Here is a 19,827-nt window from a genome sequence, read left to right on the forward strand (position 1 = left end):
GCTCAGCGATTCGGTTGCCGTGCCGCGCGGAACTTGCCCGGCGCGATATCGAAGAACTCGCGGAAACAGCGGCGGAAGTGGGAGATGCTGACGAAGCCGCTGGCCACGGCGATCTCGGCCATGGACTTGTTGGTCTGCTGCAGCAGCTGACGGGCCCGGGTCAGGCGCAGCTCCAGGTAATAACGCGAGGGGGTGGCGTTGACGTGGCGGCAGAACAAGCGCTCCAGGTGGCGCCGGGAGATGCCCACGCACTCGGCCAGTTCGTCCACCACCAGGGGCTCGTCGATGTTGTTGTGCATCAGTTCCAGGGCCAGCTTGAGGGCCTGGGGCAGGGTCGGGTCGTAGTCCACCGCCACCACCGACACATCCATCACCTCGCGCATCTTGTCGCAGCTGAGCACCTCCTCCACCGCGCTGACCAGCTGCTCGCCGCCGCTGCGTCGCACCACCTCGAGCATCATGCCCAGGGAGCTGTTGGCGCCGGCGCAACTGATCCGCTCGCGGTCGAGCACATAGGCATGGCTGGAGAGTTTCACCTGGGGAAACAGCTCGCTCATCATCGCCCGCCCGTCCGGGTGGAAGGCGCATTCGTAACCGTTGAGCAGGCCGGCCTCGGCGATGAAATAGGCGCCGTTCCACAGCCCGCCGAGCATGGCCCCGGCGGCTTCGGCCGAGCGCAGCTTGGCCCGCAGCAGCGCTTCGCCCTGCAGGCGCACGCGAAAGCCGCCGCAGACCACCAGGATATCCAGGCGTTTCTCCTCCAGCTCGGCGAGCGGGCAGCCGGCGGAGATGGCGATGCCCAGGTCACTGATCACCAGCTCGCTGGCGCCGACCACCAGCACCTCGAACAAGGGCGTCGAACTCATCAGGTTGGCCGTGACCAGGGCATCCACCGCACCGGTGAAGGCCATCATCGAAAAATTCTCCTGCAACACGAAGGCGACCCGACGTGGCGGCAGCGACGGTCCCGCGCTCACCATCTTGTCGAGGTGCGCCATATTCTTGTTCTTCAAAACGCTCTCGAAGGACGATCTCATCTCACAACCCGGTCAGACTCAAAGCCATGTGGTTATTTTAGTTATTCGGGCCCCGCACCCCAGCTCGCCCGGTGTTGCGGAGCGGCGACGGCCGCGCCTGCTCCGTCGTCGCCTCCGGCGCCATGGCCCCTGGCGCGAAGACCGCCAGCATACCCTGCCGCCTCGCCCTTGCCGCGAGAAACTATCGCCACAAGTGCCCGGTAACAGGACCAGTGCACGCCGCCGCCCACGTGGCCAGGCGGCTCACCTCGCCTTGCCTGTGCCCCGGGTGATCCGCTGGCCGCTAGTGTACAAGGCCGCCGCACAACATCGCCTACCCCCCAGCGGAAAGCCTGAACCTGGCTCGATCCCCGATCGGCTGGCAATCGACGCCAGCCCCCCGCGCCCCTGCGACCAGCGCCCCTCCTGACGCCAGCGCTCGGCCCCGACGTAACGCCATTAGTCCGAAACTCCCAGGCCGTCTGGGAGCATCGGGCGATGGGCGCTGCATCGGTCATTCCCCATAGTGGGGGCCTGCCTCAAATCACGGCCCACGGTCAGGCCTCGATGACCGGCAATGCTCGGGAGGGAGTCATGGCTATTACAGTGATCGACAGCAGCACAATCGATGAATCAGGCGGTTTGCAGAACCTAACTGCCACTCCAGGCGCTGCGGGAGACGCAGACGACAACGACATTCTGGTGGCGTCCCTGCCCATGGTTTTCTCCGCGCGCCTGAGCGAACTGGTCCCAATTAACACAACCGCCTTGGGCGCGGCCCTGAGCGGCTACGACGGCGTCAACCTGGGCAGCGATGCCTTCACCATCACCCCGGCCCCCGGGGCCAGCATCACCGATGTCAGCTTCGTCGACAGCGCGGGCGCGCCGCTCAACGGCCTGGACAGCGGCCTGTTGACCCTCGATGGCAGAAAAATCTTTCTCTACACGGATACATCCAACAACAACATCCTGCTCGGCCGCGTGGGCGCCGAGGGGCCGACCGACGCGCCAGACGACGACCTGGCAGATCCGGCCGGCGCCATAGTGTTCGCCGCCTATATCGAGGAAACCGGCTCGCCGGTCTCGGGCGGCAAGCTGTGGATGGTGCAATACCAGCCACTCCAGCATCCGGACGCCACAGACCCCGACGATGCCGTCGACCTGTCGAATCTGGTCTTCGTCGGCACCAGCCAGGACCTGGTCTTCGACCTGGCCAATGCGCCCTCCGGGCAGAACCTCTTCCTGATGTTCACCAAGGCGAACCCGGAAACTTTTGACGACAACGGTGTCACGCGGATCTCGAGCCCCAGCATCATCGCCACCGGCAAGAACCCCGCCGACCAGTCCAGCGGCGTCAACATCAACACCGGCGACACCATCAATTCCAGCCAGGCGGGCGGCCCGACCACCTTCGGCACCAACAACCAGATGATCACCGAACAGGAGGGCATCCGCTTCACCTTCGTCACCGGCGCCCGGCAGAACGTGACCATTCCCAACCTGGACCAGAACGAAGCGGACATCGAAGCCAATATCGACTTCACCGCCATGTTCAACGCCAGGTCGGCCCAATTCGACGTCGTGCAGTTGCAAAGCGGCAAGACCGCTCAGGTCAAGATCAGCGCCTTCAGCACCGCTGCTGAACCCGGAGTGAACTTCGTCAACGGCTATGTGGGCGATGCTACGGTGGCTATCACCAATGTTCGCGTCATCAACATCAGCACCGGGCAGGTGCTCGAGACTTCGGACGGCTTGGTGAACGACCCCGGCATCGCCATCGCCATAGTCGACGGGGTTGCGACGCTGACCGGCATCAAGGCCGGCCACCGCATCGAATACACCACCACCGACGATCACAACCGCGTGCTCGTCGAGAACGGCGCGGCCCTCGACGCCAAGGGCAACAACCACGCCGATTTCGACATCGGCGGCTTCATGCTGCGCCAGGTCTCTGTGGATAAGGCCGAAATCGGCTCCCAGATGATCTTCGAGGACGACGGCCCGGCGATCGCGGCCAACGCCACCGCGGTGCCGACGCTGACCACCGACGACACCGACATCCCGGACAGCGCCGGCCCCACCAGCTTCGCCGTCCTGTTCACCTCGGCCTTCGGCCAGGACGGCTTCAAGGACAGCGACAACAACGGCATGGAGGACGCCGATGCGCTGACCTACGCCCTCGGCGTGAGCGCGCCGGGTGGCGTGGACAGTGGCCTGCGCGACACCCTGTCGGGCGACAAGATCTTCCTGTTCCTGCAAGGCGGCGCGGTGGTTGGCCGGGTCGGCACCGCCGGCGACCTCGCCGATGCGGCCGGGGCCGTGGCGCTGACCATCTCAGTGGTGGCCAACACGGGCAACGTGACGCTGACCCAGAGCCGCTCGGTGGTGCACGACGATCCGACCGACCCGGTCGAGAGCGGCGCCTCCGCCGCCGGCCTGGCGGCGGCCAGCCTGGTGACGCTGACGGCGACCATCACCGACGGCGATGGCGACACCGCCTCGGCGACGCGCAACATCGGTGACGCCTTCAGGTTCGAGGACGATGGCCCGTCGATCGCGGCCAACGCCGTTGCGGTACCCACGCTGACCACCGACGACACCGACATCCCGGACAGCGCCGGCCCGGTCAGCTTCGCCGGCCTGTTCACCTCGTCCTTCGGCCAGGACGGCTTCAAAGATGCCGACGACAACGACGTCGAGGACGCCGATGCGCTGACCTACGCCCTCGGCGTGAGCGCGCTGGGTGGCGTGGACAGCGGCCTGCGCGACACCCTGTCCGGCGACAAGATCTTCCTGTTCCTGGAAGGCGGCGCGGTCGTCGGCCGGGTCGGCACCGCCGGCGACCTCGCCAATCCGGCCGGCGCCGTGGCCTTCACCATCTCGGTGGTGGCCACTAGCGGCGCCGTGACCCTGACCCAGAGCCGCTCGGTGGTGCACGACGATCCGACCGACCCGGCTGAGACCGGCGCCTCCGCCGCCGGCCTGGCGGCGGCCAGCCTGGTGACGCTGACGGCGACCATCACCGACGGCGACGGCGACACCGCCTCGGCCACGCGCAACATAGGCGGGGCCTTCAGGTTCGAAGACGATGGCCCGGCGATCGCGGCCAACGCCGTTGCGGTGCCGACGCTGACCACCGACGACACCGACATCCCGGACAGCGCCGGTCCGGTCAGCTTCGCCGGCCTGTTCGGCGCGGCGGATTTCGGCAAGGACGGTTTCAAGGACAGCAACGACGACGACGTGGAGGACGCCGATGCGCTCAGCTACACGCTCGGCGTGAGTGCGCCGGGTGGCGTGGACAGCGGCCTGCGCGACACCCTGTCGGGCAACAAGATCTTCCTGTTCCTGGAAGGCGGCGCGGTGCTCGGCCGGGTCGGCACCGCCGGCGGCCTCGCCGATCCGGGCGGTGCCGTGGCCTTCACCATCTCGGTGGTGGCCACTAGCGGCGCCGTGACCCTGAGCCAGAGCCGCTCGCTGGTCCACGACGACCCGCTCGACCCGGTTGAAACCGGCGCCTCCGCCGCCGGCCTGGCGGCCGCCCTGGTGACGCTGACGGCGACCGCCACCGACGGCGATGGCGACACCGCCACGGCCACGCGCAACATAGGTGAGGCCTTCAGGTTCGAGGACGATGGCCCGACCCTCGCCTTCGGCAACCTGGTCGGCACCGGCACCGCCCTGGCGCAGTTCGGCTACTGGGACATGGCGGCCGGCGCCGACGGACCTGATGCCGACGAGCTGCAGATCGCACTGACCGGGTTCCGGCTCGACGGCGTCGCCCAGGCCGCCGCGAACTTCTCGCTCACCGAAGTGACGCCGGACGTGGCTGGCGACTACAAGTGGACCGGCTCGCTGTCGGGCGACTTCGACAACGACGGGACGGTGGACGCCGATCCCCTGGCCTTCACCCTGACCGCGCGGGCGGATGGCACCTACGCGCTCGACCTGGCGACGCCGGTGCAGTCGACGACGACGACCGACACCGCGGACGGCGGCCTGGGGGCCGGTGGCCCGGACCCGGTGCAGACGCTGTTCATTCCGCCGCCGCCGGCCGCCCCCACGGAGACCGTCGTGTTCTTCTCGGCGAAGATCGACGCTTTGGCGAGCGCCATCGCCGGCGGCATCATCCAAGGGCAGTCCGATCCCACGGAAGCAGACCTGCAAGGCCCGCCGTTGGCGGGGTTCATCGACCCACGCAACATGAACGTCAGCACCGCGGGCATCGGGGTGGCCAACAACCTCCTGAACGGCTACGGCGCGAGCGGTAATGACGCGGTCATCGACGATCCCGTTGGCAACACCCCGTCGGACGAAAGCATCGTCGTCAACCCGGGCACGCTGGTCGACAAGGTGCGGGTGTTCATCGACAACTCGGTGACCGGCTACGACTACAGCGGCGGCGAGCGCCTGCAGTACCGGATCTTCTATGCAAACGGTGACGTATCGGCCTATACGACTGTGGTCGGCGACCTCGGCAAGGGGGCGTTGCCGAAGTTCTTCGAGATCGATGGCGCGGGCCTGAAGATCGACGCGGTGCAGCTCACGATGCTCTACGGCGAGATCAAGATTCCGAACATCCAGTTCGTCACCGTGACGGAGAGCGTCGCGCAGGACATAAGCCTGGACTTCACCGCGTCCTTGACCGACAAGGACGGCGATACGGTGTCGAGCGGCTTCTCTGCCGACCTGTTCGCCAACGACCTGGCCGACCCGCTGTTCGACTTCAGGCTGCTGGGCACGCCCGATGAGCGGGATGCCTTCAACATCGATCTGTCGGTCGAGGAGAATCTGTACCAGGTCGTAGGCTTCGATGCGAGCCCGGGCCTGCGCGACACCCTGGTGCTCATCGGCGATGCGGGCGTTGATCCGATGACCGACATCGGCATCAACTTCAACGGCATGGACAGCATAGTGACCGTCGCCGAGTCCATCGGCGGACAGACAACCACCATCACCGTGGTCGGGGTCAGCCTACTGGACAGCGATATTGTTATTGCCTGACGGATCGAGCGCGTAAACGGGTGCGGGAGTGGCATAGGAGCCACCCCCGCATTGCTTCCCGCAGTGCCACCGGGAGGTCTACAGGAGCGCCTGCGCGGTGCATGCTCGAACCCCACAGGGCTGGAAGAACGCGACGGAGATACGGGTCAACGCGACCGGAAACACCGAGAAGGCCAGCGTCTAGGACGACGACCGGCTGAGGGCCTGGACGCCCCGCAGGCTTTCACGTGCACTTCAATCCAACTCCACCCAGCTGGACGCAGGCGGCTCATCGCTGTCGGTGAGCCCGTGCTTCAGCGCATACATCAGCAGGTCGATGCGGTTGATGAGCTGGAGCTTGTGATAGATGTTGCTGAGGTGGTTGTGCACGGTGTGCTCACTGATGCCCAGGCGCGCGGCGATGCTCAGGTACTTGGCGGACGGGTCGCCCACTATGGCGCGAATCAGCTCCTTCTCGCGCAGCGTCAACTGCGCCTGCTTCGCCTGCTCCAGGCTGCACTTCGGGGGTAGCGGCCCGGCCACGGCATAGCTGGAAAGCCCGCCGGCCCTGGCTCTGCCCAGCCCGACGTCGCGATGGTGAACCTTGATGATGGCCTGGATGATCGACTCCGCCGGGTCTTCCGCCAGCACTACGCCACGGGCGCCCGCCGCTATCGCCTGGGCGATGGGGATGGATTCGTACAACCCCTTGAGCACCAGCACTTTCACTGCGCTACTGCCGCTGAGTCCGGCGATGACATCCAGCGGGTCGAGCACATCCGGAAAGAAACTGAAAAAAATGACATCGGGACGCAACTGGTCGGCGAGCTCCAGTGCGTTGGCATAGGCCGAGGCTTGGCCGATCACCTCCATCCGTGGCTTCCTCGCGTCGATCAGATCGTGCAGGCCCATGAGGACCAGGGGACGGCAATCGATCAGCATCACGCGTATCGGATTTCTGCGGGCAGGCATGATGATCCTCGCCCTCTGGAGAGTGAGTGTTTGCCAGTTGGCCAAAGAGCGTCGGCAAGGCCATCCCAGGCAGGCCAGGAAGGCAATCTCTGGCAAATCAAACAGATGCACCGACGGAGTTCACATGCACTCGCTCGGCATGCCGAGCGAACTCGCGCTCGAATCTGTTTTTAATCACTCATCGGCCACGCAGGTCGTTGTTCAACAGCCCGTCAGCAGTGAGGGCCTTTCCTATGTATAGGAAAGGCGTGGGCATGTGGCCAGCAAAAATTTCAACTGGAGCGAAGGGATTAAGCGGGCAAGCCAGCCCTCCCAATCGAGCCGCCTAAACGAGGCGGATGAGCGAGTTCTGGGCGCCGTGGGCTCGGCGGATACCGCACAGCAGCGCCGGCCGGGCGCGCACTCTATGTACGGCGCGCCCCCAGGTGTCTAATTCCGACACCAGGGGGGCGCCGGGCCGGCCCGCGCGCGGCGCCTCAGAACGGCAGGGGCAGCTTGGCGGTGCGCCCGCCGTCGACCACCAGTATTTGCCCGGTGATAAAGGCCGCCTCGTCGCTGGCCAGGAACACCACCGCGGCGCCGACGTCCCGGGGCGTGCCGGTGCGGCCGACCGGGTGCAGGGCCAGCAGGCCCTTGCGCGCCCCCTGCGGGTCGTCCTGGGCGTTGAGGTAGGCATCGCTCAGGTCCGAGTCGATCCAGCCCGGGGCGATGGCGTTGCAGCGAATGCCATCGCTGCCCAGGTCCACCGCCAGGGCCCGGGTCAGGCCGTGCAGGCCGGCCTTGGAGGCGCAGTAGGCGGCGTGCATGGGGTTGGCCCCCAGGCCCTCGATCGAGCCGATGTTGATGATGCTGGCGTGGCCCCGCTGGCGCATCTGCCACAGCAGCTCGCGGGCGAGGAACACCGGCGCGCGCAGGTTGACCGCCAGCATGTGGTCCCAGTCCTCCTCGCTCATCACGTCGATCGGCTGCTCGACCATGAAGCCGGCGTTATTGACCAGCACATCGGCGCCGCCCAATAAGTCCTGCGCGGCCTCGGCGATATGCCGCGGAGCGCCGCGCTCGGCCAGGTCGGCGGCGACGAAGAACACCTCGGGATTGCCCGCCAGTTCGGCATCCAGGGCCTGGCGCTGGGCCACCAGCACCCGCGCGCCGGCGGCCAGGAGTTTCTCGGTGATGCCGCGGCCGATGCCGCGACCACCGCCGGTTACCACCACGTTCTTGCCTGTGAGGATCATGTTCGTCTCCTTAGCCGGATACCGGCTTGGCGCCTGTGACCTCGAGGGTCTCCCCGGCGATGTAACGGGCCTCGTCCGAAGCCAGGAAGGCGATCACGTCGGCGATGTCCTCCGGCTCGGCGATGCGCCCAAGGGGCACGCTCCTGTTCAGCTCCTCGACGGCCTTGTCCGGGTCCAGGCCGCGGCGCTCGAAACCGCTGCGGATCATCGGCGTATTGATCTCATGCGGGCACACCGCGTTGACCCGGATGCCCAGGGGTGCGCAGTCGCGACCGAGGTTCTTGCTCAGGGCCGCCACCGCCCCCTTGCTGGTGCAGTAGGCGACGTGCCCCGGCCCCGGATACACGCCCCATACCGAAGAAGTATTGACGATAGCGGCGCCCTGTCGCCCCTGCATGTGCGGGATCGCCGCGCGGCAGATGTAGAACACCGCATTGAGGTTGACCCCCATGGCGTCGAACCACATCTCGTCGGTGGTTTCCTCGATGGTGCCGCGGGGGATGATGCCGGCGTTGTTGAGCACGATGTCGAGGCCGCCGAAGGCTTCCACCGCGCCGCCGACCAGGGCTTCGCAGTAGCTCTTCTGCCGCAGGTCGCCCGCCAGGTAGGCGACCTCGGCGCCAAGCGCACGAGCCTGTTCGGCGATGGCCGCGCAGCCGGCCTCCTCGCGGTCCGACAGCATCAGGCGCGCGCCCTCGCGGGCGAACAACAGGGCCAGGGCCTGGCCGACGCCACCGGCGGCGCCGGTGATCAGGGCGACTTTCCCGGCGAACTTCATAGGGCAACCTCCATAGGGTGAGCGGCCTCGGGCATTGCCCGGGCGATGTCGGTGTGGAACAGCAACTCGAACAGCTCGCTGCAGTCGGCGCTGGCCGGCAGTTCGGCGATCGCCCGCTCGATGGCCTCCCGGCGCGCCTGGTCCAGGCTGACGCCGGCGAGCAGGTGGAACTTGGCGCTGAACTCGGCCTGGGTCATGGCCGTGGCCGGGTCGCCCTTGGCCGCGGTGATCGGGCTGGCGAAGCGCTGGCCGTCCTTGAGCTGCACCGTCACCCGCGAGAGGATTTCGCCCGGGAAACGCGCCGACAGGTCGTCGGCCTCGACGATCTCGATGCGCCGGCTGACGGCGAGGATGTCGGCGGCCTGGATCGCCGCTCCGGTCACCTCCAGCGGGCCGACCTGACCCCGGGCGACCAGGGCCGCCAGGGGGAAGGCCAGGGCGTACTGGGCCTCGTCGGCATTGGCCGGGGTATGGCCCTGCAGGCGCATGGATTCGTGGAAGGTCTCGACGCGGATCTGCTCGACGGCCTCGCCGGTGATCTGCGGCTGCTCGGCCAGCAGCGCGGTCATCGCCGTCAGCGCCGGCTGCGCCCAGCGGCACACCGGCCAGGGCTTGAAGTACTGGGCGTCGATCTCCCAGCGCTGGCCGAGGTCGTGCCACTGGGCGGCCACGGCGGTGGTCTCCACCGTCTCGGCCGGCGCGCCGGTGACCCCGGCCCGGGCCAGCAGCAGGGCATTGAGCCCGGCATGGGCGCCGGCGCCGTGGGCGTCGCGCAACATCGAGGGGTGATCGACCAGGCGCATCATCGGACAGCGCGGGCCGAAGTATTCGGCGATGCCCAGGGCATGACGGAAGGTCGGCTCGTCCAGGCCCAGCAGGCGCGCCCCGGCGCAGACCACGCCGAGCCCGGAGAAGGCGCCGGAGGCGTGGTACTCGGGCGCGGTGGCCATCAGCGCGGCACCGGCGCGCAGCGCCGTCTCGTAGCCGATGCACAGGGCGCCGAGCAGCTCCTCGCCGCTGATCTTGCGTCCCTGCTCGCGGCAGGCGTCGACCAACGCCAGCAACGCCGGCACCACGCTGGCGCCGGCATGGCCCTTGGAGGTGAAGTGGCCCTCGTGGGCATCCAGGCTGTCGACGCTGAAGCCGCCGGCCCAGGCCGCGCCCAGCGGGTGCACGGCGCGGCCGTCGAACAGCAGGCGGCTGGCCAGGGCACCGGCCGGGTAGTGGTCGAGCGCATATTGGCGCAGGATCTGGCTGGTCTGGTTGTCGCGGGCGCCGGCGGCGACCCCGAGAATGTCCAGCAGGCAGGTCTGCAGCAGCACGCGGGTATGGGCCGGCGCCTGCTCGAAGCGAAAATCACGGACGAACGAATAGAGCGACATGGGCTTACTCCATGGACGGGTCGCGATTCGAAGGGCAAAAAAAGCGCCCCAGGGGGCGCCGAAAAAGGGTTCGCGGGTCTGCGCGCAGGACTCAGTGGGCGGCGGCGCGGGAGGCAGCCAACCAGGTATCGAACTGCTCGCGGTGGGCGGCGACCCACTCGGCGGCATGCCGCTCGATGTCGGCCGGGCTGTTCTCACCGTTCTGCATCTTCAGGTTCTGCGCGCTCTCGTCGTCTGTGGTGATCTGCACCAGGGAGAGGAACTTCAGGGCCGCCGGGTTCTCCTCGGCGAACTCCTTGTTCAGCACGGCCTTGACCTCGTCCACGGCGAAGCCCAGGTTCTTGCCCTGATAGCTGGTGTTGACGTCGTTCTTGCCGTCCGGCAGGTCGGTGTGCGGCACCTCCAGCCAGACCACGTCCCTGCCCTCGACCAGCACGCCGGCGATCCACTGCGGCACCCAGGTGAAGTAGAGGATCGGCTTGCCTTCCTTGTAGCGGGCGATGGTGTCGGCCATCAGGGCGAAGTAGGAGCCGCGGTTGTGGCTGACGGACTTCTCCAGATCGTAGGCCTTCAGGTGGTGGTCGATCACCAGCTCGCAGCCCCAGCCCGGGTTGCAGCCGGTGAGGTCGGCCTTGCCGTCGCCGTTGCTGTCGAACAGCTTGGCGATCTCCGGCTTCTTCAGGTCGGTCAGGTACTTGATGTTGTATTGCTCGGCGGTCTTCTTGTCGATCAGGTAGCCCTGCAGCACGCCGGGGATCACGTCGCCGGCCTTGACCAGGGTCTCGTCGCCGCCGACCTTCTGGTAGAAGGTGTCGTGCAGCTTGTCCCACAGGTGCACGCTGAAATCGGCATCGCCGTAGGACAGCGCCAGCATCATGGCCGCGTACTCGGTCTCCTTCGGCTCCTGCACCTCGTAGCCCAGCTCGCGCAGGCCGGCCATGGCCAGCTCGCCGCGGAAGCGCTCCTCGGCGATGCTCGGGAAGATCGGCGTCACCTCCACGCCCTCCCCCGGCTTCTCGGCCGAGGCGGCCTGGCCGTAGAGCGGCAGCAGGCTCAGGGACGCCACGGCGGCGCCGTGCAGCAGCTTCTGGGTCAATCCACGCTTGTGCAAAGTCATCGTCATCTACCTCTGTGGTCTTGTTCTCGGTTTAAGGGTGTCGATTGCGCCGGTCGGGGTTCAGGCGCTGGCCTTGGCCGTTGCCGGGCGGCTGCCCAGCAGGCGCAGCAGCAGGCCGACGGGGCCGCTGTGATACCAGCGCTGGCTCGGGTCGGCATTGCTGCGCTCGCCCATGGCCTGGGTCAGGCGGTCGAGGAAGATCGCCAGCAGCACCAGACCGACGCCGCCGACCGTGGCCAGGCCCATGTCCAGGCGGCCGATGCCGCGCAAGACCATCTGCCCCAGGCCACCGACCGAGATCATCGAGGCGATCACCACCATCGACAGCGAGAGCATCAGGGTCTGGTTGACGCCGGCCATGATGGTCGGCGCGGCCAAGGGCAGCTGTACGCGGCGGAGCATCTGCCACGGCGTGCAGCCGAAGGCGCGGGCCGCCTCGATCTTGTCGTCCGGCACCTGGCGGATGCCCAGGTTGGTCAGGCGCACCAGCGGCGGCACGGCGAAGACGATGGTCACCAGCACGCCCGGCACGTTGCCGATGCCGAACAGCATCACCACCGGCACCAGGTAGACGAAGGCCGGCAGCGTCTGCATGGCATCGAGCACCGGGCGCACGGCCTTCTCCAGGCGATCGCTACGCGAGGAGAGGATGCCCAGGGGCACGCCGATCAGGGCGCAGAAGAACACCGAGGTGAGCACCAGCGACAGGGTGGTCATGGCCTCGGACCAGACGCCGATCAGGCCCAGCAGGGTCAGAGTCACGGCACAGAACCAGCCCATGCGCGCCCCGGCCACCTGCCAGCCGAGCAGCGCGGAGAGGAGGATGCCGATCGACGGCGGGATGCTCTGCAGCACGTATTCGAAGCCGTTGAGCACCTGATCGATCGGCCAGCGGATCAGGCGGAAGAACTCGCGAAAATTGTGCACCAGATAATTCAAGGTGCTTTCCACCCAGTCCCCCAGGGGAATGGTCAAGGTCTGGAAGGGGTCTAGGAAACTGAACTCTGACATGGGGATACCTGCTCTTCGCTTCTGCTCGGTGGAATGCCGCTAGGACTCAGTGGCGACTCAGGGTCTGCAGCAGCAGATTCTTGGAAATGGTGCCCTTGAAGGCACCGCCATGGTCCAGCACCGGCACCGGGTAGGGCACCGAGGCCACCAGGTCGAGTACGTCATGCAGCGGCGTATCGACGTAGATCGGTTGATGGTGGTCCAGGCGCAACTGCTCCAGCCGCTGCAAGCCGGCGCCGCTGCCGTTCAGCGCAGCGGGCTCGATCACGCCGAGCAGCCGGTCGCCTTCGTCGACCAGGTAGCCGAAGGGCACGCCGGCCTGGAAGCCCGGCGCCTGGCCATTGACCCGGCACACCGCGGCGGGGTCCAGCTCGGCCACATCGCCGGCGTTGAGCACCCGGGAGCTGTCGAAGCCGTGGAAGAAGTTCTCCACGTACTCGTTGGCCGGGTTGCACAGCAGCTCCTGGGGCGTGCCGATCTGCACCACCCGGCCGCCCTCCATGATGGCGATGCGGTGGCCGATGCGGATGGCCTCTTCGATGTCGTGGGAGATGAAGATGATGGTGCGCTGCTGTTCGGCTTGCAGGCGGATCAGCTCGCCCTGCATCTCGCTGCGGATCAGCGGGTCGAGGGCGGAGAAGGCCTCGTCCATCAGCAGGATGGTCGGGTCGTTGGTCAGCGCCCGGGCCAGGCCGACGCGCTGCTGCATGCCGCCGGACAACTGGTGCGGGTAGCTGTTCTCGTGCCCGGCCAGGCCGACCTGGCGCAGCGCCTCGACCGCCCGCGCCTGGCGTTCCTGCTCGCTGACCCCGGAGATCTCCAGGCCGAAGGCGGCGTTGTCCAGCACGCTCATGTGCGGCATCAGGGCGAAGGACTGGAACACCATGCCCATCTCCTTGCGCCGCACCTCGAGCAGGTCCTTGTCGGACAGCCCGGTGATCTCCCGGCCGTTGAGGTGGATGCTGCCGGAGGTGGGCTCGATCAGCCGGTTGAACAGCCGCACCATGGTCGACTTGCCCGAGCCGGACAGGCCCATGATCACGAAGATCTCGCCGCGCTTGACCGAGAAGTTGGCGTCGAACACGCCGACGACCTGGCCGGTCTTCTGAAATATCTCGTTCTTGTCGGCGCCGTTGCGCAGCATATCCATGGCCACTTCCGGCTGCGGCCCGAAGACCTTGAATATGTTCTTGACCGAAAGTATCTCGTCGGCTTGGGTCATCGCACCCTCTTCTTATAAGTCTATGGATCATCAACTTGGCGACGCCTGCCGGCGCTTTATCCAGGGCGAAGTCGTCCCGCCAGCGCCGAACTTCGGAGAAGTTGTCGCCGGCCGTTAATAGCCTGGATCACCGCGAAATATGCCCCTTGGCGACTGCCTGCACGCGTGCCGCCGGGTGGGTTCAAGTTAGGGTTTGGGGGGCTGAGCGTCCAACGACATTTGTTCGGCGCAAACCATAACTTGATGTTATTGGTTGAGCCGGGAGCTCAGGACTCGGGAAGCACTTCAGGCCACCGGCTCGGCTTCGCGACGCACGCCACAGGGACAGTGATAGAGAGGTTTCGAGGGCCCGCGAGGTGAGCAGCGAGACCGGCCCGGCCTGCCGCCTGACCCTGTGCCCCCGTTGCACACAACCCGTGCAGGGTGGGTTGGTGGCGCAGAGCCGCGGGGTGAAGACCCACTACGGCATGATGCGCCACATGACCCAGCAGCGGGGATCGACCTCCCTGGTGGGGTTTGGCGCAACGGACTAGGCAGCCGTACAGGGCCCATGGTCATGCGCCCCACCTGCGCCCCCGCCCTATGAATAGCGGCTCTTCATCCGCCGGGCGGCGGCTTCGGCGGCGTCCAGCCCGGCGTCGACGGCCTGCTTGAAACCGGCATCGATCATCCCCTGCAAACCGGCGGCGGTGGTGCCGCGGTAGTCGAGCATGGCCTGGACCATCTGCGCCGGCGGCATGCCGCCACGCCCCAGCAGCTGGCTCGCCCCCACCACCACGCCGCGCACCGCGTTCTCGGCCACCCGGCGCGGCAGCCCCCTGGCCAGGGCATGGGCCAGCATGGCCTCGGCCAGCAGCGCCGGATAGGCCGCCCCGGAGCCGACCAGGCCGGTGAGGTAGTCCAGGTCCGCCTCGCTGGCCACCTCGTCGGTGTCGCCGCAGCTCTCGAACATCGCCCGGGTGAAGGCCTTGTCGGCGGTGCTGACCTGCCCGCTGGCGAACCAGGGCGTATAGCACTGGCCGATCTCGGCGGCGGCGTTGGGCATGGCGCGGATCACCCGGCCACTGCCGGTGCGCGCGATCAGGGTGTCGAGGGAGACCCCGGCCATGAAGGAGATCACCAGCTTGTCGGCGGCGTCGATCTCGACCGCGGCGAACTGTTCGGGTCGCACCGACAGCACGATGACCTCGGCCTCCTCGGCCAGCCGGCGGTTGTCCGCCGTCAGCCGCACCCCGGGCCAGGCCTCGAAGCCCGCGAGCGTGCCGCTGCGGCTGGAGAGGATCAGCCCGGCCGGTGCCAGCACGCCCTTCTCGAGCATGGCAGCGCCGATGGCGCGCCCCAGCCAGCCGCCGCCACCGATGATGCCGACCGTCATTGCCTGTGCCATTTCCCCTCCCCTGCGGCGCAAAGCCGTTCATTCGAGGGCAACGCCAGAGACTTGCCCCCCTGGTGGATGGCTGCGGCCATCCACCCTAGGTTCTACGTTGTCCTTGCTCGGCGCTGAGGTGAGCGGTCCTAGCCCTGCAGCGGACTCTTCGCCCCCAGCGCCACCAGGGTCGGCGCCTGCACCGCATAGCCGTGGCGGGCGTAGAAGCGCTCCAGCTCGCGGGGCTGCGGCAGCTGGCCGGTGAAGATCCTCACGTACTCGGGAATGCGCTGCATGCGGGTCAGCGCGTCCTCGCGGGTGTTCATGCTGATGTAGCCGATCTGCGTCAGGTAGGTGGAGCGGGCCCGCACGTCGGCGCTCAGGCCGTCGTAGCCGAAGCGCTCGAACATCTCGGTCAGGGCCGCCAGCCGCGCCCGGTCGGCCACCTCGACCTCGTCCGCGACCCTGGATTCCTGCAGTGCCCAACTGCGCACCGCGAACTCGAACTGGGAGTCGAACAGCGCCGGGCTCAGCCAGCAGTCGAACACGTTGAGAATGGCCTCGGCGATGCTCTCGGCATAGCCCTCGGCCTGCCTGACCAGATTGCCGGTGTTCTTCGCCCGCCAGCGCTCGAGCAAGGCCGCCAGCAGCTCCTCGCGGTCCTTGAAGAACCAATAGAAGCTGGTGCGCGACAGGTTCAGTTTCTTCGCCAGCGGCAGGATGCGCACGGCCTCGACGCCCGACTCGATCAGGCCCTCGTACGCCGCTTCCAGCCAGCCCTCGGCCGAGCCGCGCCAGCCGCTGTCGCTGGATTTGCTTTGGGTAGTCATGGCCCGATCCTAGCGGCCGCTCCCCCTCTGCACAAGCGGAATGTCCAACCCCGTATGTAGAAACGACACAGCTGTACAGTAACCGCCAAGCCGCATCGCCCGTGGATATTCCGCAATCGGCAGACAGAGGCCCTGCAACCCTTGAATTTGCTCTGTAGAAACCATCGCCTGCGACAGGAAATAGTCGAGAGCGACATCGTTGCCCGAGGAAAATGTACATTCAGGTTTATTAAATAGACACTCATGTACATTGCTTCCGACCCGTGACCCGAGCCCTTCCCCGCGTGGAGCCCAGACCATGTCCAACGATCCGCTTCTCCAGCCCTACCAGCTCAAGCACCTGACCCTGCGCAACCGCATCATCACCACCTCCCACGAGCCGGCCTACCCCGAGGACGGCATGCCCAAGGCGCTGTACCGTGCCTACCACGTGGAGCGGGCCAAGGCCGGGGTGGCCCTGACCATGACCGCCGGCTCGGCCGCGGTGTCGCGCGACAGTCCGCCGGTGTTCAACAACATCCTCGCCTACAAGGACGAGGTGGTCGGCTGGATGAAGGACCTCACCGACGAATGCCACGAGCACGGCGCCGCGGTGATGATCCAGCTGACCCACCTGGGCCGCCGCACCCGCTGGGACAAGGGCGACTGGCTGCCGGTGGTGTCGCCCTCGCACAACCGCGAGGCGGCCCACCGCGCCTTCCCCAAGCGGATCGAAGACTGGGACATCGAGCGCATCATCAAGGACTACGCCGATGCCGCCGAGCGGATGCAGGCCGCCGGCCTGGACGGCATCGAGCTGCAGGCCTACGGCCACCTGATGGACCAGTTCTGGTCGCCCCTGACCAACGAGCTGGACGGCCCCTACGGCGGCTCCCTGGACAACCGCCTGCGCTTCACCTTCGACGTGCTCAAGGCCGTGCGCCAGCGCGTGGGCAACGAGTTCATCGTCGGCGTGCGCTACACCGCCGACGAGGCCCTGAACGGCGGCCTCAGCGCCGAGGACGGCCTGGACATCTCGCGCCGCCTCAAGGACAGCGGCATGGTGGACTTCCTCAACATCATCCGCGGCCATATCGACACCGACGCCGGCCTCACCGACGTCATCCCCATCCAGGGCATGGCCAGCGCGCCGCACCTGGACTTCGCCGGGCAGATCCGCGCCGCCACCGACTTCCCCACCTTCCACGCGGCGAAGATCCAGGACGTGGCCACCGCGCGCCACGCCATCGCCACCGGCAAGGTCGACATGATCGGCATGACCCGCGCCCACATGACCGACCCGCACATCGTGCGCAAGCTGATCGAGGGCCGCGAAGAGGCCATCCGCCCCTGCGTCGGCGCCAACTACTGCCTGGACCGCATCTACCAGGGCGGCGCCGCCTACTGCATCCACAACGCCGCCACCGGCCGCGAAACGACCATGCCCCACGAGATCGCCAAGGCCCCGGCGCGGCGCAAGGTGGTGATCATCGGCGCCGGCCCGGCCGGCCTGGAGGCGGCACGGGTGGCCGGCGAGCGCGGCCATGAGGTGGTGGTCTACGAGGCCGCCGACCGCCCCGGCGGGCAGGTGCGCCTGACCGCGCAGAGCCCGCGCCGGCGCGAGATGCTCGGCATCATCGACTGGCGCATGAGCCAGTGCGAGGCCCTGGGCGTGACCTTCCACTTCAACAGCTGGGCCGAGGCCGAGACCATCCGCGCCGAGCAGGCCGACGTGGTGATCATCGCCACCGGCGGCTACCCCCACACCGAGGTCCTGGAGGCCGGCAACGAGCTGGTGGTGTCGGCCTGGGACATCCTCTCCGGCGACGTCAAGCCGGGGCGCAACGTGCTGCTGTTCGACGACGCCGGCGACCACACCGCCCTGCAGGCCGCCGAGCTGATCGCCCAGAGCGGCGCCAAGCTGGAGATCATGACCCCCGACCGCAGCTTCGCCCCGGAAGTCATGGCCATGAACCTGGTGCCCTACATGCGCGCCCTGCAGCGGCTCGACACCACCTTCACCGTCACCTACCGCCTGGCCTCCGTGGCCCGCGACGCCGGCGGGCTGCTGGCGCAGATCGACAGCGACTATGGCGGGGTGCGCAAACAGCGCCAGGTCGACCAGGTGGTGGTCAACCACGGCACCCGGCCCATGGACGAGCTGTACTTCGAACTCAAGCCCTACTCGCGCAACCTTGGCGCGGTGGAATACGCCGACCTGATCCACGGCCAGCCGCAGCAGCGCGACGACAACCCGGCCGGCGAATTCCAGCTGTTCCGCATCGGCGACGCGGTGGCCGCGCGCAACACCCATGCGGCGATCTACGACGCGCTGCGGCTGGTCAAGGACCTCTAAACGCCAGGCTGAATAGCCGATAGGCACTGGGGCGCATGACGGTCAAACCGTCATGCGCCCTTCTTCTTTCTGGCTGCCTGCCGTTCGGGACACCCGGTCATCCTGCCGACGCCATGGCGGGTTACGCAGCTTCGCGGCTAACCCACCCTACGGGCTTCCGAGTGAGCGGCCTTGGCCGCGATGCTTTGGCTGTGGCTTTCTAAGTTCTGCTTCTCCCTTTCTTTCCACAAATCGACCAAACGCCGCGATCTCGGGTCCCGTCAGTAGGCCGAGTGCAGGCGCTGTGCAGAGGGGCATTTGGCATGGATGCCAAATGAGGAACGATGGGCCAGGGATGGCCCACCGTGACGACCCGCGGAACAGTGCCATAGGGAGGGGAGTTGAGCGCAGCGAAACCCGGATGCCGGGTGTGCTTTCTCTTTGGTTACTTTCTCTTTGCACAAGCAAAGAGAAAGTAACTCGGCGTAAAGCCGAAACCAGTAGAAGCGGGCGACGGAGAAAATAAATCTGTCCCCTTTTTATTCTTTTTATTCAGGCCGGAGGCCGGCGACGCGGCTGAATGACGGACGCAACGGTGGGTTACGCCTCTGGGCAGCTAACCCGCCCCTACGGGCTTGTGGCGGCATTCCGCATTCGGGTAGCTTCAACCCATGCAATGCGCACCCCGCAGGCAGGACGCCGGAGATCTTTCCCCTGCTTGCACAGCGAGTTCCATCAACCGAGTCATCCAACGCCCCATCTCGGTACGGATGCTGTCGTGATGCAAACGCATCATCGCCCTGAACTGTTCACGCAGACGGGGTTTGCAGGGTGGCCTGGTTATGCCGACTTTTGGGGCTGCGTCTGTATACAGCAGTAATGGACAAACAAAATGCGGAAATCACGCGAATACGCGCCCCGACAGGCGTGCCGGCCTAAGGATGGTCTGAAAAAGTCAGTTCTTGGAAAACTCATCCCAGTAACCATGCGGGTTGCAGGCTAACGAACTCACGAAATCAGGACTTTTTCAGGGTTTCCCTAAGCTCTTGATTGGCATTTGATTTTTATCGAAAGCTAGGCGGCATGATGCGGAACAATGCGGGATTCGCGACTATTGGATTAGCGCAGAATCCCACCTAATCACTGCTATGCGGACATGAGGAAATGTGCATGACACAGATTTTCTATCTTCCGGGAAACTACGAAAGCCCACTGACTTCGAAAGGGCGTGCACGAACGATAGCTGCATTCGAACTTTGTCTTCCGAACTCGACACTCGTAAAAGGAAAACCGATGAGGCGTGACATTTTAAGATCACTTGCGAGCCCTAGGGCCATCAGTTATTGGCTTGAGCAAGGCTGGCTCGAGAAGTGCGGCAAAGCCGGTAAAGTCGAACTGTTAGCCTTGACCAGCAAAGGGCTCGTGACCTGTCAAAATGCGATAGCTGGTGGCTCGGAGGTTCCAACATCCCGCGAACTGGTAGATCAATGCATTACCGAAATGACTGCGGGTGCTCTTGGTTTCAAGCCCAAAACATTCGAGTCCATCAACGAATAGAGAGCCCCGCACAACATGAAGTTAAAGCTGACCAGACAACCTGT

At 66.4% G+C, this 19,827-nt stretch carries 14 protein-coding genes; 4 read left to right on the forward strand and 10 right to left on the reverse strand.

The genetic code is table 11. From position 1 onward, the window contains the following. Nucleotides 1-2: 2 nt before the first annotated feature. Complete coding sequence (locus tag SBP02_RS15075) at nucleotides 3-1,037, reverse strand: GlxA family transcriptional regulator (protein ID WP_318642925.1); 1,035 nt, start codon at nucleotides 1,035-1,037, stop codon at nucleotides 3-5. Nucleotides 1,038-1,610: 573 nt separating this feature from the next. Here SBP02_RS15075 and SBP02_RS15080 point away from each other — a divergent pair. Continuing rightward, entirely contained in the window at nucleotides 1,611-6,020 is a 4,410-nt protein-coding gene (locus tag SBP02_RS15080; protein ID WP_404824337.1) for a DUF5801 repeats-in-toxin domain-containing protein, read from the forward strand. A gap of 234 nt (nucleotides 6,021-6,254) precedes the next feature. On the opposite strand, the gene SBP02_RS15085 is transcribed toward SBP02_RS15080, so the two are convergent. From SBP02_RS15085 to proV, 7 genes are all read right to left on the reverse strand, one after another. Beyond that, complete coding sequence (locus SBP02_RS15085) at nucleotides 6,255-6,971, reverse strand: response regulator transcription factor (RefSeq protein ID WP_318642927.1); 717 nt, start codon at nucleotides 6,969-6,971, stop codon at nucleotides 6,255-6,257. A gap of 476 nt (nucleotides 6,972-7,447) precedes the next feature. Then, nucleotides 7,448-8,203 carry an SDR family NAD(P)-dependent oxidoreductase gene (locus SBP02_RS15090; RefSeq protein WP_450091461.1) on the reverse strand — a complete coding sequence of 252 codons (756 nt, stop codon included), beginning with the start codon at nucleotides 8,201-8,203 and terminating at the stop codon, nucleotides 7,448-7,450. Between the two features lie 13 nt (nucleotides 8,204-8,216). Further along, nucleotides 8,217-8,984 carry an SDR family NAD(P)-dependent oxidoreductase gene (locus SBP02_RS15095; protein WP_318642929.1) on the reverse strand — a complete coding sequence of 256 codons (768 nt, stop codon included), beginning with the start codon at nucleotides 8,982-8,984 and terminating at the stop codon, nucleotides 8,217-8,219. Next, the gene (locus tag SBP02_RS15100) at nucleotides 8,981-10,366 is read right to left on the reverse strand and encodes an MmgE/PrpD family protein (protein ID WP_318642930.1); all 1,386 of its coding nucleotides are present in this window, start codon (nucleotides 10,364-10,366) and stop codon (nucleotides 8,981-8,983) included. The genes SBP02_RS15095 and SBP02_RS15100 overlap by 4 nt, the downstream gene beginning before the upstream one ends. Before the next feature lie 91 nt (nucleotides 10,367-10,457). Then, nucleotides 10,458-11,483 (reverse strand): glycine betaine/L-proline ABC transporter substrate-binding protein ProX, encoded by a 1,026-nt coding sequence (gene proX, locus SBP02_RS15105; protein ID WP_318642931.1) that lies wholly within the window; start codon nucleotides 11,481-11,483, stop codon nucleotides 10,458-10,460. A gap of 60 nt (nucleotides 11,484-11,543) precedes the next feature. Then, nucleotides 11,544-12,494 carry a glycine betaine/L-proline ABC transporter permease ProW gene (gene proW, locus SBP02_RS15110; RefSeq protein ID WP_318642932.1) on the reverse strand — a complete coding sequence of 317 codons (951 nt, stop codon included), beginning with the start codon at nucleotides 12,492-12,494 and terminating at the stop codon, nucleotides 11,544-11,546. A 46-nt stretch (nucleotides 12,495-12,540) separates the two neighbouring features. Next, nucleotides 12,541-13,716, reverse strand: a complete 1,176-nt coding sequence (gene proV / locus SBP02_RS15115; protein ID WP_318642933.1) for a glycine betaine/L-proline ABC transporter ATP-binding protein ProV — start codon at nucleotides 13,714-13,716, stop codon at nucleotides 12,541-12,543. Nucleotides 13,717-14,072: 356 nt separating this feature from the next. On the opposite strand from proV, the gene SBP02_RS15120 reads away from it, so the two are divergent. Then, on the forward strand, nucleotides 14,073-14,249 hold the full coding sequence (locus tag SBP02_RS15120) for a hypothetical protein (RefSeq protein ID WP_318642934.1): 177 nt from the start codon (nucleotides 14,073-14,075) through the stop codon (nucleotides 14,247-14,249). A 47-nt stretch (nucleotides 14,250-14,296) separates the two neighbouring features. Here SBP02_RS15120 and SBP02_RS15125 read toward each other — a convergent pair whose 3' ends face one another. Both SBP02_RS15125 and SBP02_RS15130 read right to left on the reverse strand, forming a co-directional pair. Beyond that, on the reverse strand, nucleotides 14,297-15,103 hold the full coding sequence (locus tag SBP02_RS15125) for a pyrroline-5-carboxylate reductase family protein (protein ID WP_318642935.1): 807 nt from the start codon (nucleotides 15,101-15,103) through the stop codon (nucleotides 14,297-14,299). 128 nt (nucleotides 15,104-15,231) lie between these two features. Beyond that, complete coding sequence (locus SBP02_RS15130; protein WP_318642936.1) at nucleotides 15,232-15,912, reverse strand: TetR/AcrR family transcriptional regulator; 681 nt, start codon at nucleotides 15,910-15,912, stop codon at nucleotides 15,232-15,234. A 298-nt stretch (nucleotides 15,913-16,210) separates the two neighbouring features. Here SBP02_RS15130 and SBP02_RS15135 point away from each other — a divergent pair, with 298 nt between their 5' ends. Beyond that, nucleotides 16,211-18,247 carry an NADH:flavin oxidoreductase gene (locus SBP02_RS15135; RefSeq protein ID WP_318642937.1) on the forward strand — a complete coding sequence of 679 codons (2,037 nt, stop codon included), beginning with the start codon at nucleotides 16,211-16,213 and terminating at the stop codon, nucleotides 18,245-18,247. Between the two features lie 1,149 nt (nucleotides 18,248-19,396). Next, nucleotides 19,397-19,783, forward strand: a complete 387-nt coding sequence (locus SBP02_RS15140) for a hypothetical protein (RefSeq protein ID WP_318642938.1) — start codon at nucleotides 19,397-19,399, stop codon at nucleotides 19,781-19,783. Nucleotides 19,784-19,827: the final 44 nt, after the last annotated feature.

This window comes from Pseudomonas benzenivorans (genome assembly GCF_033547155.1).
GTDB lineage: Bacteria > Pseudomonadota > Gammaproteobacteria > Pseudomonadales > Pseudomonadaceae > Aquipseudomonas > Aquipseudomonas benzenivorans_B.